We start from the raw sequence: 15,983 nt of genomic DNA, 5'->3' as shown, positions 1-15,983 counted from the left end.
GACAACTTCTCGCATGCTCAAACAACGCATCCTCACGGCGATCGTGCTGCTCGCGATCCTGCTGCCGGCGCTGTTCTATCGAAACTACATCCCCTTTGCCTGCGTGATGCTGGTGCTGATCGGCGCCGCAGCCTGGGAATGGGGGCGCCTGAACGGCTATGGCCAGCGGCTGTCGGTGTTCCTGGGCATCGAGACAGTGGTGCTTTGCGCGCTGTCGTGGTGGCTGGGCCTGCTCGAGCAGTCGCTGGTGCTGATGTGGACCCTGGCCGGCGCTGCCTGGGTGCTGGGCGGGGCGCTGCTGCTTCGCGTGGCGGTACCGGGCTGGCCGCGGATTCCGCGCGGGCTGCGGCTGGTCGGTGGCCTGTTGGCGCTGTGGGTCGCGTGGCTGGCGGCGGTGCAGGCGCGCATGGTCGGCATCAACTTCCTGCTGTCCATCCTCGTGCTGGTTTGGGTGGCAGACGTGTTCGCCTATTTTGCCGGCCGGGCCTTCGGCCTCAAGTTCACCCGCAACAAGCTCGCTCCCGCGATCAGTCCCGGCAAGAGCTGGGAAGGCGTCTGGGGCGGCATGGTCGGCGTGGTGGTGCTGGCTTTTGCCTGGGTCTGGGCGGACAAGGCGACGGGCGCCACCGTCGCAAGCCTCTATACCCGGCTCAACGAGCGCGGCTGGTGGCTTCTGCTGCTCGGTGCGCTGTTTCTTGCGGCGATGAGCGTCGTGGGCGACCTCGTCGAATCGCTCATCAAGCGAAGCGCCGGCGCCAAGGACAGCAGCAAGCTGCTGCCGGGCCACGGCGGCGTGCTCGACCGCGTGGATGCCCTCTTGCCGGCGCTCCCCATTGCCATGATGCTGGCTTTCCTGTGAATACTCCCAAGCAACGCGTCACTGTGCTCGGTTCGACCGGTTCGGTCGGCGTCAGCACGCTCGACGTCATTTCGCGCCATCCCGAGCGTTTCGAGGTGTTCGCGCTCTCCGCCGCCACCAAGGTGGACGAACTGCTGGCCCAGTGCGCGCAGTTCTCGCCCCGTTTCGCCGTCATGGCGAGTGCACCGCATGCGGCGCTGCTGGCTGAAAAGATCAAGCGGAACAACCTGAAAACGGTTGTTCTCACTGACATTGATGCTCTTGAAAAGATAGCGTCTCACGAAGAGGTCGACGCCGTCATGGCCGCCATCGTCGGCGCAGCGGGCCTCGGGCCCTGCCTGGCCGCCGCGCGTGCCGGCAAGCGCCTGCTGCTGGCCAACAAGGAGGCGCTGGTCGTCGGGGGCGAACTGTTCATGCGTACGGTGCGCGAAGGTGGCGCCACGCTGCTGCCCATCGACAGCGAGCACTCGGCCATCTTCCAGTCGCTGCCCGAAGACCCGTCCACCTGGTCGCGGCGCATCGACAAGATCATCCTGACCGCCTCGGGTGGCCCATTCCGCACACGTGCGCCTGAGACGCTGGGCGCAGTGACGCCCGAGCAGGCTTGTGCCCACCCCAACTGGGTGATGGGGCGCAAGATCTCGGTCGACTCGGCCACGATGATGAACAAGGCGCTCGAAGTGATCGAGGCGCGCCACCTGTTCGGCGTCTCGCCCGAGCAGATCGAGGTCGTCATCCATCCGCAGAGCGTGGTGCACTCGATGGTCCAGTTCACCGACGCATCGGTCATCGCCCAGCTCGGTACGCCCGACATGCGGGTGCCGATCGCGGTCGGCCTGGCCTGGCCCGAGCGCATCGAGAGCGGCGCGGCACGGCTCGATTTCCGCCAGATGGCTTCGCTCACGTTCAATGCGCCCGATGCGGCGCTCTTTCCGGGCCTGGGCCTGGCCTGGCACGCATTGCGCGCAGCGCCGGGCACGACGGCCGTGCTCAACGCCGCCAACGAGGTCGCAGTCGAGGCATTCCTCGACCGGCGACTGCGCTTCGACCGCATTCATGCGGTCAACATGGAAACTTTGGAGACAGTCTCGCCCTCCAAGCCGGCATCGCTGGCCGACCTGCTGGCAATCGATGCCAGCGCCCGTGCGGCGGCCAATGCCGCGGCGCTGCGTTTCGCAGCCTGACGACAACCCCACTCTTACAGCCAGAGGACCCGGATGCTTACTGTCATAGCCTTTGTGGTCGCGCTCGGTGTCTTGATCGCGGTACACGAATACGGCCACTACCGTGTCGCCGTGGCCTGCGGCGTCAAGGTGGAGCGTTTTTCGGTCGGGTTCGGCAAGGCGCTGTTCCGCTGGCAGCCCAAGCGGCAGCATCCGGGGCAATCGACCGAGTTCGTCATCGGCGCATTCCCGCTGGGCGGCTACGTCAAGATGCTCGACGAGCGCGAAGGCCCGGTTGCCCCTGAAGAGCGCCATCGCGCCTTCAATACCCAGCCGCTGCGCTCGCGGGCGGCCATCGTCGCCGCGGGGCCTGTCGCCAACCTGCTGCTGGCCGTGGTGCTCTACACGGCGGTCAACTGGATCGGCGTGCAGGAACCTGTCGCCAAGCTGGGCCGCCCGGTGGCGGCCTCGATGGCCGAGGCCGCGGGCCTGCATGGCGGCGAATACATCACCCGGGCGGGCTTCGATGGCGATCTGTCGCCGGTTCAGTCCTTCGAGGACTTGCGCTGGCGCATGACGCGCGGCGCGCTCGACGGCCATGACCTGACGCTCGAAGTGGCGGGCGAGGGCGGCCGACCCGCGCGCACGCTGGTACTTCCCCTGAGCAGCCTCGAAACCCGGGATGCCGATCCGCAGATGTTCCGCAAGATCGGCGTGCTCGCTCCCCTGACCAAGCCGGAGATCGGCGAAGTCATGGCCGGCAGCGCCGCCGAGCGCGCCGGCCTGCGCAAAGGCGACGTGGTGCGTTCCATCGGCAATACCGCCATCGTCGACGGGCAGCAATTGCGCGAGGTGATCCGCGCCTCGGTGGACGCAGGCCAGCCGCTCACGCAGGCCTGGAAGATCGAGCGCGGCGGCCAGCCTCTCACGATCGACGTCAAGCCCGAGGTGCGGGAAGAGGGCGCCGCCAAGGTCGGCCGCATCGGGGCGTACGTGGGCGCCCCGCCGGAGATGGTGACTGTGCGCCAGGGGCCAGTCGACGGCGTGTGGCGCGGCGTGGTGCGCACCTGGGAGGTGTCGGCGCTGACCGTGCGGATGATGGCCAAGATGGTCATTGGTGAAGCTTCCCTGAAGAATTTGAGCGGTCCGCTCACCATTGCCGACTACGCCGGCAAGTCCGCCAGCCTTGGTTTCACGCAGTATCTCGTCTTCCTTGCGCTCATCAGCGTGAGCCTTGGCGTGCTCAATCTCATGCCGCTGCCGGTCCTCGATGGGGGGCACCTGATGTATTATCTTTGGGAGGGCCTGACCGGGAAAAGCGTCTCTGACGCCTGGATGGAACGGCTGCAGCGGGGCGGGGTTGCCCTGCTGCTGGTCATGATGTCGGTCGCACTCTTCAACGACGTCACGCGGCTCTTTGGTTAACTTTCTGCCGGCCCTTTCCGTGCCGGCTCAATTCACAGATGAACAAAAACTTCAATCGCTTTCGCCTGCGTAGCGTTGTCGCGGTGGTTGCCAGTGCGCTCGCCGCCACGGCTGCATGGGCCGTCGAGCCTTTCACGGTGCGTGACATCCGCGTCGAAGGCTTGCAACGCGTCGAAGCCGGCACGATCTTCGCGTCGCTGCCCCTGCGCGTAGGCGATACCTACAGCGACGAGCGCGGTTCGGCCGCGATCCGCGCGCTGTTCGAGCTGGGTTTGTTCAAGGATGTGCGCATCGACGTGAACGGCAACGTGCTGGTGGTGATCGTCGAAGAGCGGCCCACCATCGCCGATGTCGACTTCGTCGGCACCAAGGAATTCGACAAGGCCGCGCTGACGAAGGCGCTGCGCGAAGTGGGCCTGACCGACGGCCGTCCGTACGACAAGGCACTGACCGATCGCGCCGAGCAGGAGCTCAAGCGCCAGTACGTGAGCCGCAGCCTGTACAACGCGCAGGTCGTGACCACCGTCACGCCCATCGAGCGCAACCGCGTCAACCTGACGTTCACCGTCACCGAAGGCGAATCCGCCCGCATCCGCGAAGTGCACGTGGTGGGCAACAAGGCCTTCAGCGAATCGACGCTGCTGAGCCTGTTCGACCAGGACAGCGGCGGTTTCATGAGCTGGTACACGAAGTCGAACCAGTACTCGCGCGCCAAGCTCAACGCCGACCTCGAAACCCTGCGCTCGTACTACATCACGCGCGGCTACCTCGAGTTCCGCATCGATTCGACCCAGGTCGCCATTTCGCCGGACCGCAAGGACCTGACGGTGACGGTGAACATCACCGAAGGCGAGAAGTTCGTGGTGGCAGGCGTCAAGCTCGACGGCAACTACCTCGGCCGCGACGAGGAGTTCAAGTCGCTCATCACCATCAAGCCGGGCGAGCCCTACAACGGCGAGCAGGTCACGGAGACCACCAAGGCCTTCAACGACTATTTCGGCACCTTCGGCTACGCGTTCGCCCGCGTGCAGGCGCGTCCCGAAATCGACCGCGTGAACAACCGCGTCACGCTGACGCTGCAGGCCGAGCCTTCGCGCCGCGTGTACGTGCGCCGCGTGATGGTCGGCGGCAACAACAAGACCCGCGACGAAGTCATTCGCCGCGAGTTCCGCCAATACGAAGCTTCGTGGTACGACGGCGACAAGATCAAGCTGTCGCGCGACCGTGTCGACCGCCTGGGCTTCTTCACCGAAGTGAACGTCGAAACGCAGGAAGTGCCGGGTTCGCCCGACCAGGTGGACCTGACGGTCAACGTGGCTGAAAAGCCCACCGGCAGCTTGCAGCTGGGTGCCGGCTACTCGAGCTCCGACAAGGTCGCGCTGACCTTCGGCATCTCGCAGGAAAACGTGTTCGGCTCGGGTAATTTCCTGGGCGTGCAGGTCAACACCAGCAAGTACAACCGTACGCTGTCGCTGACGACGACCGATCCGTACTTCACCAAGGACGGCATCTCGCGCACGATCAGCGTGTACCACACCACGACGCGGCCGTACTCGACCTCGGAAGACGGCGACTACAAGCTCGTCAACCAGGGCGCCTCGATCCGCTTCGGTGTGCCGTTCAGCGAGATCGACACGGTGTTCTTCGGCATTGGTCTTGAGCGCTACGCGTTCGATCCGAACCGGTCGGCGATCTTCGCGGGCCTGTACACGCCGAATTCCTATCTCTCCTACTTCCAGTGCAAGAAGGATGCGACCGGATTCTTCGTGCTCGGCTGCGACCAGAAGAGCGTCTGGGGTGTTCCGCTGACCGTCGGCTGGGGCCGCGACAGCCGCGACAGCGCGCTGACCCCGACCACGGGCCGCATGCAACGCGCCAACCTCGAACTGGGCGTGGGCGGCGACATGAAGTACATCAAGACCAACTACCAATACCAGCAGTTCTTCGCGATCAACAAGCAGTACACCTTCTCGGTCAACGGTGAAGTCGGCTATGCCAAGGCGCTGGGCGGCAATACCTACCCGATCTTCAAGAACTTCTATGCCGGTGGCCTGGGTTCGATCCGCGGCTTCGAGCAGAACTCGCTGGGCCCGCGCGACGTGCCGCTCTTCGGCCAGACCGACGGCGCCGCGCTGGGCGGTACCAAGAAGGCCATCTTCAACGCCGAGCTGAGCACGCCGTTCCCGGGTGCCGGCAACGACCGCACGCTGCGCCTGTACACCTTCTTCGACGTCGGCAACGTGTTCGGCTCCCGCGCGCCCGGCCTGACGGATGCTCAGTGGAGCGCCCAGAAGAAGCTGCGCGCCTCGGTCGGTCTCGGCGTCAGCTGGATCTCGCCGCTCGGCCCGCTGCGCCTGGCTTATGCCTTCCCCATCAAGTCCCAGAAGGAAGTCACGGATCCGAGTACCGGACTCGTCACGATCCCGAAGGATAGAATCCAGCGCCTCCAATTCCAGATCGGAACGTCTTTCTAAATGAAGCATTTGATTCGCGCCGCGGCAGGCGCGCTGTTGATTCCCGCTTTCGTGTTGGCTGCTGCGCCTGCCCAGGCGCAAGCACAGGAAACCTTTCGCATCGGTTTCGTGAATCCGGACCGCGTGCTGCGGGAAGCCCAGCCAGCCAAGGCCGCGCAGGCCAAGCTCGAGGCGGAGTTTCTCAAGCGCGAGAAAGACCTGACCACGCAGGGCGAGGCGCTGAAGGCCGCATCCGAGAAGTTCGAGCGCGAGGCGCCCACGCTGTCCGAATCCCAGCGCGTGTCGCGCCAGCGTTCGCTGGTCGACCAGGACCGTGACTTCCAGCGCAAGCGCCGCGAATTCCAGGAAGACCTGAACGCGCGCAAGAACGAAGAGCTTCAGCAGGTCTACGAACGCGCCAACCGCGTCGTGAAGCAGGTGGCCGAGGCCGAGAAGTACGACGCCATCCTGCAGGAAGCGATCTACATCAACCCGAAGCACGACATCACCGACAAGGTGATCAAGGCGCTGAACGCGTCGGTCGGCTCTTCTGCGCCCGCGGCCGGCAAGTAACGCCGCGAACCGGCGTGTCTCTGCAGCTCGGAGCCATCGTTGACGCCCTTGGGGGCGAGCTTCATGGCGATGCGACGCTGTCCATCGAGCGGCTGGCGCCGCTCCAGAATGCACAGCCCGATGCGCTCAGTTTCCTGAGCCATCCCAAATACCAGCAGGAACTGGCCGCGTCCAAAGCTGCCTGTGTGATCGTGTCGCCCGCCATGCGCGAGGCGGCCGCCGCACGTGGCGCTTTCATCGTCACGCCCGATCCTTATTTCTACTTCGCGCGCCTGACGCAGCTTTGGAAGGCGCACCATGCGCGCCCGGAGGCCGATCGCATCCACCCCAGCGCGGTCATCCATGCCGAGGCGCATGTCGATGCAACGGCACGCATCGGCGCGCTGTGCGTGGTGGAGCGGGGCGCGCGCATCGGCGCGGGCACCGTGCTGAAGTCGCGCGTGACAGTCAGCGAAGATTGCGCGATCGGCGAACGCTGCCTGCTGCACCCTGGCGTGGTCATCGGTGCCGACGGCTTCGGCCTTGCGCTGCACCAAGGGCAGTGGGTCAAGATCGAGCAGTTGGGTGCGGTGCGCATCGGCAACGACGTCGAGATCGGCGCCAACACCTGCATCGACCGCGGCGCACTCGACGACACGGTGATCGAAGACGGCGTCAAGCTCGACAACCTGATCCAGATCGGCCACAACGTGCGCGTCGGCCGGAACACCGCAATGGCGGGCTGCGTCGGCGTGGCCGGCAGCGCGATCATCGGCGCCAACTGCACCTTCGGCGGCGGCGCCATCGTGCTGGGCCACCTGACGGTGGCGGACGGTGTTCACGTGTCAGCTGCGACCGTTGTTACCCGTTCGATCCACAAGGCCGGCCAATACACAGGCATGTTTCCCATCGATGACAATGCGAGCTGGGAAAAAAATGCGGCAACGCTCAAGCAGTTGCACACCCTGCGCGAACGACTGAAGGCGCTGGAGAAGGCTCCCTCGAAAAAATGACGACGATGCAGGACCAGAAAATCATGACGACGACGCTCGATATCCATCAAATCCTCAAGCTGCTGCCCCACCGCTACCCGTTCCTGCTGGTGGACCGCGTGCTGGACATGGAAAAGGGCAAGCGCATCACGGCGCTCAAGAACGTGACGATGAACGAGCCGTTCTTCAACGGCCACTTCCCGCACCGCCCGGTGATGCCGGGCGTGCTGATGCTCGAAGCCATGGCCCAGGCTGCGGCGCTGCTGTCGTTCCATTCGCTCGACATCGTGCCGGACGACAACACCGTCTATTACTTCGCCGCCATCGACGGCGCGCGCTTCAAGCGCCCCGTGGAACCCGGCGATCAGCTCACGCTCGAAGTCGAGATCGAACGCATGAAGGCCGGCATCTCGAAGTTCAAGGGTCGCGCCCTGGTGGGCAGCGAACTTGCCTGCGAGGCGACCCTGATGTGCGCGATGCGCCAGATCAACTGATCCGGCCGCAGCCAGCTGCTTTCACAAGGCATGACCCAGGTTCATTCGACAGCACTCGTCGACCCCCAGGCAGAACTCGACGCCTCGGTGTCGGTCGGGCCCTATACCGTGATCGGCCCGCTCGTGCGGATCGCCGCGGGCACCACCGTCGGCGCGCATTGCGTGATCGAAGGGCGCACCACCATCGGGCGTGACAACAGGATCTTCCAGTTCTCGTCCCTCGGAGCCGTGCCGCAGGACAAGAAATACGCCGGCGAGCCGACCGAGCTCGTCATCGGCGATCGCAACGTGATCCGCGAGTTCTGCACGTTCAACCTCGGCGTGCCGGGGGCGGGCGGCGTGACGCGCGTGGGCAGCGACAACTGGATCATGGCGTACACGCACATCGCGCACGACTGCCGTGTCGACAACCACACCACGCTGTCCAACAACACCACGCTGGCGGGACACGTGCACCTGGCCGACTGGGTCACTGTCGGCGGGCTCACGGGCATCCACCAGTTCGTTTCGATCGGCGCTCACGCGATGCTCGGCTTCGCCAGCGCTGTCACCCAGGATGTGCCGCCGTTCATGCTGGTCGACGGCAATCCGCTGGCCGTGCGCGGCTTCAACATCGTTGGCTTGCGCCGGCGCGACTTCTCCGCGCAGCGGCTCGCCGCGGTGAAGCAGATGCACCGGCTGCTATACCGCCAGGGCAAGACGCTCGAGGAGGCGCGCACGGCCATTGCCGCGCTCGCGGCTGAAATGCCGGAAGCCGCCGGCGACGTCGCGCTGATGGAATCCTTCCTCGCCAACTCGACCCGCGGCATCGCTCGCTGACGTGACCGCGATGCAGAAGGACGGACAGCGACGCTTTGCGCTGGTCGCCGGCGAAGCCTCCGGCGACTTGCTCGCGGGGCTGCTGCTCGACGGCCTGCAGGCCCGCTGGCCCGACCTGCAGACGGTGGGCATCGGCGGTCCCCGCATGCTGGCCCACGGCTTCCAGAGCTGGTGGCCGCAGGAAAAGCTCGCGGTGCGCGGTTACGTCGAAGTGCTGCGGCACTACGCCGAGATCGCCGGCATCCGGCGCCAGCTCAAGGCCCGCCTGCTGCGCGAGTGGGCCGAGCTGTTCATCGGCGTCGACGCCCCCGACTTCAATCTCGATCTCGAAGCAGGCCTGCGCAGCCGTGGCATGAAGACGGTGCATTTCATCTGCCCGTCGATCTGGGCCTGGCGGCCGGAGCGCATCGAGAAGGTCCGTGCCGCCGCCGACCATGTGCTGTGCATCTTTCCGTTCGAGCCCGAGCTGCTGGCGGAGCATGGCGTCGCGGGCAGCTACGTCGGCCACCCGCTGGCCAACGTGATTCCGATGGCGCCCGACCGCGCCGGCGCGCGCGCCGCCATGGGCTTCGCGCCCGACGCACAGGTCGTGGCCCTGCTGCCCGGCAGCCGCCGTTCGGAAGTGCGCTATCTGGCGGCCCGGTTCTTCGCGGCCGCCGCGCTGATGCAGAAGGAGCGGCCGGGCGTCCAGTTCGTGGCGCCCATCATTCCGAGCCTGCGCGCGGAAGTCGAGGCGCTGCTGCAGGCCAGCGGCATGACCGGCCGCGTGAAGTTGCTCGACGGCCAGTCGCATGCCGCGCTGGCCGCCTGTGACGCCACGCTGATCGCCAGCGGTACTGCCACGCTCGAAGCGGCGCTGTTCAAGCGGCCGATGGTCATCGCCTACAACATGAATGCGCTGTCGTGGCGCCTCATGCAGCGCAAGCAACTGCAGCCCTGGGTCGGCCTGCCGAACATCCTGTGCCGTGACTTCGTGGTGCCGGAACTGCTGCAGGAAGCCGCCACGCCGGAAGCGCTGGCCAAGGCCACGCTGGCCTGGTTGGATGCTCCGGAGAAGACCCGGGCGCTGCAACAAAGATTTTCAGAGCTGCATGTGCAATTGCAGCGCGATACGCCGACACTTTGCGCCGATGCGATCCAGAAAGTTCTTGAAGGCTGAGCAAGCCCCGCTGGTGTGGGACGCACCGGGGCTGATGGCGGGCGTCGACGAGGCGGGGCGCGGCCCTTTGGCCGGGCCCGTGGTGGCAGCGGCCGTGATCCTCGACGACCTGCGGCCGATCCGCGGGCTGGCCGACTCCAAGACGCTCACCGCCCTGCAGCGCGAACGCCTGCACGACCAGATCCTGGCCAAGGCACTGTGCTGCTCGATCGCGCATGCCACGGTCGAGGAAATCGACACCCACAACATCCTGCAGGCCACCATGCTCGCGATGCGCCGCGCCGTGGAAGGCCTGCGGCTGAAGCCGGTGAAGGTGCTGGTCGACGGCAACCGCCTGCCGACGCTCGACGTGCTGGCCGAGGCCATCGTCAAGGGCGATGCGCGGGTCAAGGCGATCTCGGCGGCGTCGATCCTGGCCAAGGTGCACCGCGACCGGCTGTGCGAGCAACTGCATATCGAATTTCCCCACTACGGCTTTGCCGGCCACAAGGGCTACGGCACGCCCGAGCACCTGGAGGCGCTCAAGCGCCACGGGGCCTGCGTGCACCATCGCAGGTCTTTCAGCCCGGTTGCGGCGGCGCTGGCCCGCACGGCTGCCGGGAGCGTCGAGGCGGAATCCGTGCCGCCGGCAATGGTCATCGGCGTGACCGAGTCCGTGCGCCTCGATCTGCACGCCGCCCCCTGAAGCCCGCATGACCTCCGACACCGGCGCCAGCCACATCAGCTCGCGCGACAACCCATTGCTCAAGGATCTGCGCAAGCTCGCGCAGGACCCGGGCGCCTACCGCAAGCTGGGCCGCATCTGGCTCGAGGGCGACCATTTGTGCCGGGCGGCGCTGGCGCGCGGCGTCAAGCCGGCGATCGCGGTGTTTTCCGAATCCTTCTGGCCGCAGGCGCCGGCGGAATGGACGCGCGATGCAGGCAAGACGGTCGTCGTCAGCGACGACCTGATGCGCGGCGTCAGCGGCCTCGAATCTCCCGCGCCCATGGGTTTCGTGCTGGAGCTGCCGGCCAGGCCCGAACTGCTGGCCGACGCAGCGAGCGTGGTCCTCGACCGCCTGCAGGACGCGGGCAATGCCGGTTCCATCCTGCGAAGCGCTGCGGCCTTCGGGTTTACCCAGGTGATCGCGCTCAAGGGCACGGCGGCGCTGTGGGCGCCGAAGGTGCTGCGTGCCGGCATGGGCGCCCATTTCGGCCTGCGGCTGATCGAAGGCGTGGAAGCCGAGGCACTGGACGCATTGACAGTGCCGCTGCTGGCTACAAGCTCGCATCGCGGCGAGTGGCTGCACAAGGCCGATCTGCCGCACCCCTGCGCCTGGCTCATGGGGCATGAAGGGCAGGGCGTCTCGGCGGCGCTGGAGGCCCGGGCCACGCACCATATCCGCATTGCCCAGCCCGGCGGCGAAGAGTCTCTGAACGTGGCTGCGGCGGCTGCAATCTGCCTGCATGCCAGCGGAGCGGCCCTGTCGGCCAAATAGCACATCCAGTCCGAGCTACAATCGGGGGCTTACTCGCAAATCAGCGTCGCCCGGCCGCCTTTAACGCCAAAATCCCCTTAAGCAGCAGTCCGCAGGCAACGCGCCTGGGGCTCCGGGCGACCGTAACCATCCGGAGAACCCAGTGCTTTTGTCTCTCAAGGGAAGTTTCCCGCCCGCCATCCTGGCGCTCGCAGACGGCACGGTCTTTCAAGGCAATTCGATCGGAGCCGCCGGCTCCACGACCGGCGAGGTGGTGTTCAACACCGCCATGACCGGTTACCAGGAAATCCTCACCGACCCGAGCTACTGCCAGCAGATCGTGACCCTCACGTATCCGCACATCGGCAACTACGGCGTCAACGGCGAGGACATCGAAGCCGACAAGATCCATGCCGCGGGCCTGATCATCAAGGACCTGCCCCTCGTCGCTTCCAATTTCCGCAAGACCGCCACGCTGACCGAGTACCTCGTGTCCGGCAACACGGTGGCCATCGCGAACATCGACACCCGCAAGCTCACGCGCCACCTGCGCACCCACGGCGCGCAGAACGGCTGCATCCTGGGCCTCGCGGAAGGCGAGACCGTGACGCAGGCGCTGATCGACAAGGCCGTCGCCGCCGCCAAGGCCGCGCCGAGCATGGCCGGGCTCGACCTCGCCAAGGTGGTGTCGGTCACCCAGACCTACGAGTGGACCGAGACCGAGTGGAAGCTCGTCAACCTGAACGGCAAGCCGGGCTACGGCGTGCAGATCACGCCCAAATTCCACGTGGTTGCCTTCGACTACGGCGTCAAGAAGAACATCCTGCGCATGATCGCCCAGCGCGGCGCGCGCATCACCGTGGTGCCGGCTCAGACGCCCGCGGCCGACGTGCTCAAGCTCAAGCCCGATGGCATCTTCCTGGCCAACGGCCCCGGCGACCCGGAGCCCTGCGACTACGCCATCAGCGCCGTCCAGGAACTGATCGAGACCGGCATTCCCACCTTCGGCATCTGCCTGGGCCACCAGATCATGGCGCTGGCCTCCGGCGCCAAGACCTTCAAGATGAAGTTCGGCCACCACGGCGCGAACCATCCCGTGAAGGACCTCGACAACGGCCGCGTGAGCATCACCAGCCAGAACCACGGCTTCGCGGTCGACGAGAAGTCGCTGCCGGCCAACCTGCGTCCCACGCACATCAGCCTGTTCGACAACACGCTGCAGGGCCTGGCGCGCACCGACAAGCCCGCGTTCTGCTTCCAGGGCCACCCTGAAGCCTCGCCGGGCCCGCACGACATCGGCTATCTGTTCGATCGCTTCACGGCACTCATGGAAAAGCACAAGACGGAGAACAAGAATGCCTAAGCGCACAGACCTCAAATCGATCCTCATCATCGGCGCCGGCCCGATCATCATCGGCCAGGCTTGCGAGTTCGACTATTCCGGCGTGCAAGCCTGCAAGGCGCTGCGCGAGGAGGGCTACAAGGTCATCCTGATCAACAGCAACCCCGCGACGATCATGACCGACCCGGCCACGGCCGATGTCACCTACATCGAGCCCATCACCTGGCAGACGGTCGAGAAGATCATCGCCAAGGAACGCCCCGACGCGATCCTGCCGACCATGGGCGGCCAGACCGCGCTGAACTGCGCGCTCGACCTGTGGCGCAACGGCGTGCTCGACAAGTACACCGGCGCGGCCACCAACAAGCCCGTCGAGCTGATCGGCGCCACGCCCGAGGCGATCGACAAGGCCGAAGACCGCCTGAAGTTCAAGGACGCGATGACCAAGATCGGACTGGGCTCGGCCCGCTCCGGCATCGCGCACTCGATGGAAGAGGCCTGGGCGGTTCAGAAGAGCGTCGGTTTCCCGACGGTCATCCGGCCCAGCTTCACACTCGGCGGCACCGGCGGCGGCATCGCCTACAACCCGGAAGAGTTCGAGACCATCTGCAAGCGCGGCATCGAAGCCTCGCCCACCAACGAGCTGCTGATCGAAGAGTCCCTGCTCGGCTGGAAAGAGTACGAGATGGAAGTCGTGCGCGACAAGGCCGACAACTGCATCATCGTCTGCTCGATCGAAAACCTCGACCCGATGGGCGTGCACACCGGCGACTCGATCACCGTGGCTCCCGCGCAGACGCTGAGCGACAAGGAATACCAGATCCTGCGCAACGCCTCGCTGGCCGTGCTGCGTGAGATCGGCGTCGACACCGGCGGCTCGAACGTGCAGTTCTCCATCAACCCGAAGGACGGCCGCATGGTCGTCATCGAGATGAACCCGCGCGTGTCGCGTTCGTCGGCGCTGGCCTCCAAGGCCACCGGCTTCCCGATCGCCAAGGTCGCGGCCAAGCTGGCCGTGGGCTACACGCTCGACGAGCTGCGCAACGAAATCACCGGCGGTGCCACGCCCGCGTCGTTCGAGCCGTCGATCGACTACGTGGTCACCAAGATCCCGCGTTTCGCCTTCGAGAAGTTCCCGCAGGCCGATTCGCGCCTCACCACGCAGATGAAGTCGGTGGGCGAAGTGATGGCCATGGGCCGCACCTTCCAGGAATCGTTCCAGAAGGCCCTGCGCGGCCTCGAGGTGGGTGTCGACGGTCTCAACGAGAAGACGCAGGACCGCGAAGTGCTGGAAAAGGAACTGGGCGAGCCCGGTCCCGAGCGCATCTGGTACGTGGGCGATGCCTTCGCCATGGGCCTGAGCGTTGAAGAAGTGTTCGCGCTGACCAAGATCGACCCGTGGTTCCTGGTGCAGATCGAAGAGATCGTGAAGATCGAGCTCGAGCTGGAAACCAAGTCGCTCGACGACATCGACCGCGACACGCTGCTCGCGCTGAAGAAGAAGGGCTTCTCCGACCGCCGCCTCGCGCGCCAGCTGAAGACCACCGACACGGCCATCCGCGAGAAGCGCCGCGCCCTGGGCGTGCGCCCGGTCTACAAGCGCGTCGACACCTGCGCGGCCGAGTTCGCCACCAACACGGCCTACATGTACTCGACCTATGAAGACGAGTGCGAAGCCGATCCGACCGACAAGAAGAAGATCATGGTGCTCGGCGGCGGTCCCAACCGCATCGGCCAGGGCATCGAGTTCGACTACTGCTGCGTGCACGCCGCGCTCGCCATGCGCGAGGACGGCTACGAGACCATCATGGTCAACTGCAACCCCGAGACCGTGTCGACCGACTACGACACCTCGGACCGCCTGTACTTCGAGCCGCTCACGCTCGAGGACGTGCTCGAGATCGTCGACAAGGAAAAGCCGCTCGGCGTGATCGTGCAGTACGGCGGCCAGACGCCGCTGAAGCTCGCGCTCGACCTCGAAGCCAACGGCGTGCCGATCATCGGCACCTCGCCCGACATGATCGACGCGGCCGAAGACCGCGAGCGCTTCCAGAAGCTGCTGCATGAACTCAAGCTGCTGCAGCCGCCGAACGCCACCGCGCGCACCGAAGCCGAAGCCCTCGAAAAGGCCGCGGCACTGGGCTATCCGCTGGTGGTGCGCCCGAGCTACGTGCTCGGCGGCCGCGCGATGGAAATCGTGCACGAGCAGCGCGACCTCGAGCGCTACATGCGCGAAGCCGTCAAGGTCAGCAACGATTCGCCGGTGCTGCTCGACCGCTTCCTGAATGACGCCGTCGAGTGCGACGTCGACTGCATCCGCGACGCCGAAGGCGGCACGCTGATCGGCGGCGTGATGGAGCACATCGAACAGGCCGGCGTGCACTCGGGCGACTCCGCCTGCTCGCTGCCGCCCTACAGCCTGAACGCCGACACGGTGGCCGAGCTGAAGCGCCAGAGCGCCGCGATGGCGGCCGCGCTGAACGTGGTCGGCCTGATGAACGTGCAGTTCGCGATCCAGCAGAAGGACGGCAAGGACGTCATCTACGTGCTCGAAGTGAACCCGCGCGCCTCGCGCACCGTGCCCTACGTGAGCAAGGCCACCGGCATCCAGCTCGCCAAGGTGGCGGCACGCTGCATGGCTGGCCAATCGCTGAAATCGCAGGGCATCACTAAGGAAGTGACGCCGCCGTACTTCAGCGTGAAGGAAGCCGTTTTCCCGTTCGTCAAGTTCCCAGGCGTGGACACCATCCTCGGCCCCGAGATGAAGTCGACCGGCGAAGTGATGGGCGTGGGCAAGACCTTCGGCGAAGCCTTCGTGAAGTCGCAGCTCGGTGCCGGTACGCATCTGCCGAAGTCGGGCAAGGTCTTCATCTCGGTGAAGAACAACGACAAGGCACGCGCGGTGGAAGTGGCGCGCGGCCTGGCCAAGCTGGGCTTCGAGCTGATCGCCACCAAGGGCACGGCGGCCGCCATCAGCGCCGCCGGCATCGAATGCGCGACGGTGAACAAGGTGACCGAAGGACGCCCGCACATCGTTGACATGATCAAGAACAACGAGATTGCGCTGGTCATCAACACGGTGGAAGAGCGCCGCAACGCGATCACCGATTCGCGTCAGATCCGCACCTCGGCGCTGCTGGCGCGCGTGACCACGTTCACCACGATCTTCGGCGCCGAAGCGGCGGTCGAGGGCATGGGCTTCATGGACGAGCTCGGCGTGATCTCGGTGCAGGAGATGCACGCGCAACTGGCAGCCGCCTAAGCGTCG

The 15,983-nt window shown here is 65.9% G+C and carries 13 protein-coding genes; all 13 read left to right on the top strand.

Going from position 1 to position 15,983, the window contains the following annotated elements; genetic code table 11:
- The first annotated feature begins 13 nt into the window (after nucleotides 1–13).
- Entirely contained in the window at nucleotides 14–859 is an 846-nt protein-coding gene (locus tag AC1RVW_RS08515) for a phosphatidate cytidylyltransferase (RefSeq protein ID WP_493199272.1), read from the top strand.
- On the top strand, nucleotides 856–2,043 hold the full coding sequence (gene ispC, locus AC1RVW_RS08510) for a 1-deoxy-D-xylulose-5-phosphate reductoisomerase (protein WP_493199270.1): 1,188 nt from the start codon (nucleotides 856–858) through the stop codon (nucleotides 2,041–2,043). The genes AC1RVW_RS08515 and ispC overlap by 4 nt, the downstream gene beginning before the upstream one ends.
- Before the next feature lie 33 nt (nucleotides 2,044–2,076).
- The gene (rseP, locus tag AC1RVW_RS08505) at nucleotides 2,077–3,447 is read left to right on the top strand and encodes an RIP metalloprotease RseP (RefSeq protein ID WP_493199268.1); all 1,371 of its coding nucleotides are present in this window, start codon (nucleotides 2,077–2,079) and stop codon (nucleotides 3,445–3,447) included.
- Between the two features lie 38 nt (nucleotides 3,448–3,485).
- On the top strand, nucleotides 3,486–5,921 hold the full coding sequence (gene bamA, locus AC1RVW_RS08500) for an outer membrane protein assembly factor BamA (RefSeq protein WP_081267258.1): 2,436 nt from the start codon (nucleotides 3,486–3,488) through the stop codon (nucleotides 5,919–5,921).
- Nucleotides 5,922–6,473, top strand: a complete 552-nt coding sequence (locus tag AC1RVW_RS08495; protein ID WP_081267257.1) for an OmpH/Skp family outer membrane protein — start codon at nucleotides 5,922–5,924, stop codon at nucleotides 6,471–6,473.
- A gap of 14 nt (nucleotides 6,474–6,487) precedes the next feature.
- Nucleotides 6,488–7,465, top strand: a complete 978-nt coding sequence (gene lpxD, locus AC1RVW_RS08490) for a UDP-3-O-(3-hydroxymyristoyl)glucosamine N-acyltransferase (protein WP_081267256.1) — start codon at nucleotides 6,488–6,490, stop codon at nucleotides 7,463–7,465.
- The gene (gene fabZ, locus AC1RVW_RS08485; RefSeq protein WP_171022553.1) at nucleotides 7,462–7,938 is read left to right on the top strand and encodes a 3-hydroxyacyl-ACP dehydratase FabZ; all 477 of its coding nucleotides are present in this window, start codon (nucleotides 7,462–7,464) and stop codon (nucleotides 7,936–7,938) included. The genes lpxD and fabZ overlap by 4 nt, the downstream gene beginning before the upstream one ends.
- A gap of 30 nt (nucleotides 7,939–7,968) precedes the next feature.
- Entirely contained in the window at nucleotides 7,969–8,757 is a 789-nt protein-coding gene (gene lpxA / locus AC1RVW_RS08480; RefSeq protein ID WP_493199264.1) for an acyl-ACP--UDP-N-acetylglucosamine O-acyltransferase, read from the top strand.
- Between the two features lie 10 nt (nucleotides 8,758–8,767).
- The gene (lpxB, locus tag AC1RVW_RS08475) at nucleotides 8,768–9,916 is read left to right on the top strand and encodes a lipid-A-disaccharide synthase (protein ID WP_081267290.1); all 1,149 of its coding nucleotides are present in this window, start codon (nucleotides 8,768–8,770) and stop codon (nucleotides 9,914–9,916) included.
- Nucleotides 9,888–10,601 (top strand): ribonuclease HII, encoded by a 714-nt coding sequence (gene rnhB / locus AC1RVW_RS08470; RefSeq protein WP_081267254.1) that lies wholly within the window; start codon nucleotides 9,888–9,890, stop codon nucleotides 10,599–10,601. The genes lpxB and rnhB overlap by 29 nt, the downstream gene beginning before the upstream one ends.
- A 7-nt stretch (nucleotides 10,602–10,608) precedes the next feature.
- A complete protein-coding gene (locus AC1RVW_RS08465) occupies nucleotides 10,609–11,394 on the top strand; it encodes a TrmH family RNA methyltransferase (protein WP_493199261.1) in 786 nt (261 codons plus the stop codon).
- A gap of 142 nt (nucleotides 11,395–11,536) precedes the next feature.
- Nucleotides 11,537–12,736: a glutamine-hydrolyzing carbamoyl-phosphate synthase small subunit gene (gene carA, locus AC1RVW_RS08460; RefSeq protein WP_493199259.1), complete on the top strand. Its 1,200-nt coding sequence runs from the start codon at nucleotides 11,537–11,539 to the stop codon at nucleotides 12,734–12,736.
- On the top strand, nucleotides 12,729–15,977 hold the full coding sequence (carB, locus tag AC1RVW_RS08455; RefSeq protein WP_081267251.1) for a carbamoyl-phosphate synthase large subunit: 3,249 nt from the start codon (nucleotides 12,729–12,731) through the stop codon (nucleotides 15,975–15,977). The genes carA and carB overlap by 8 nt, the downstream gene beginning before the upstream one ends.
- Nucleotides 15,978–15,983: the final 6 nt, after the last annotated feature.

It is taken from the genome of Variovorax sp. MPBD4-3 (genome assembly GCF_058809745.1).
Note: the sequence above shows the minus strand (reverse complement) of the source record. Positions and strands in the feature narration are given on the sequence as shown.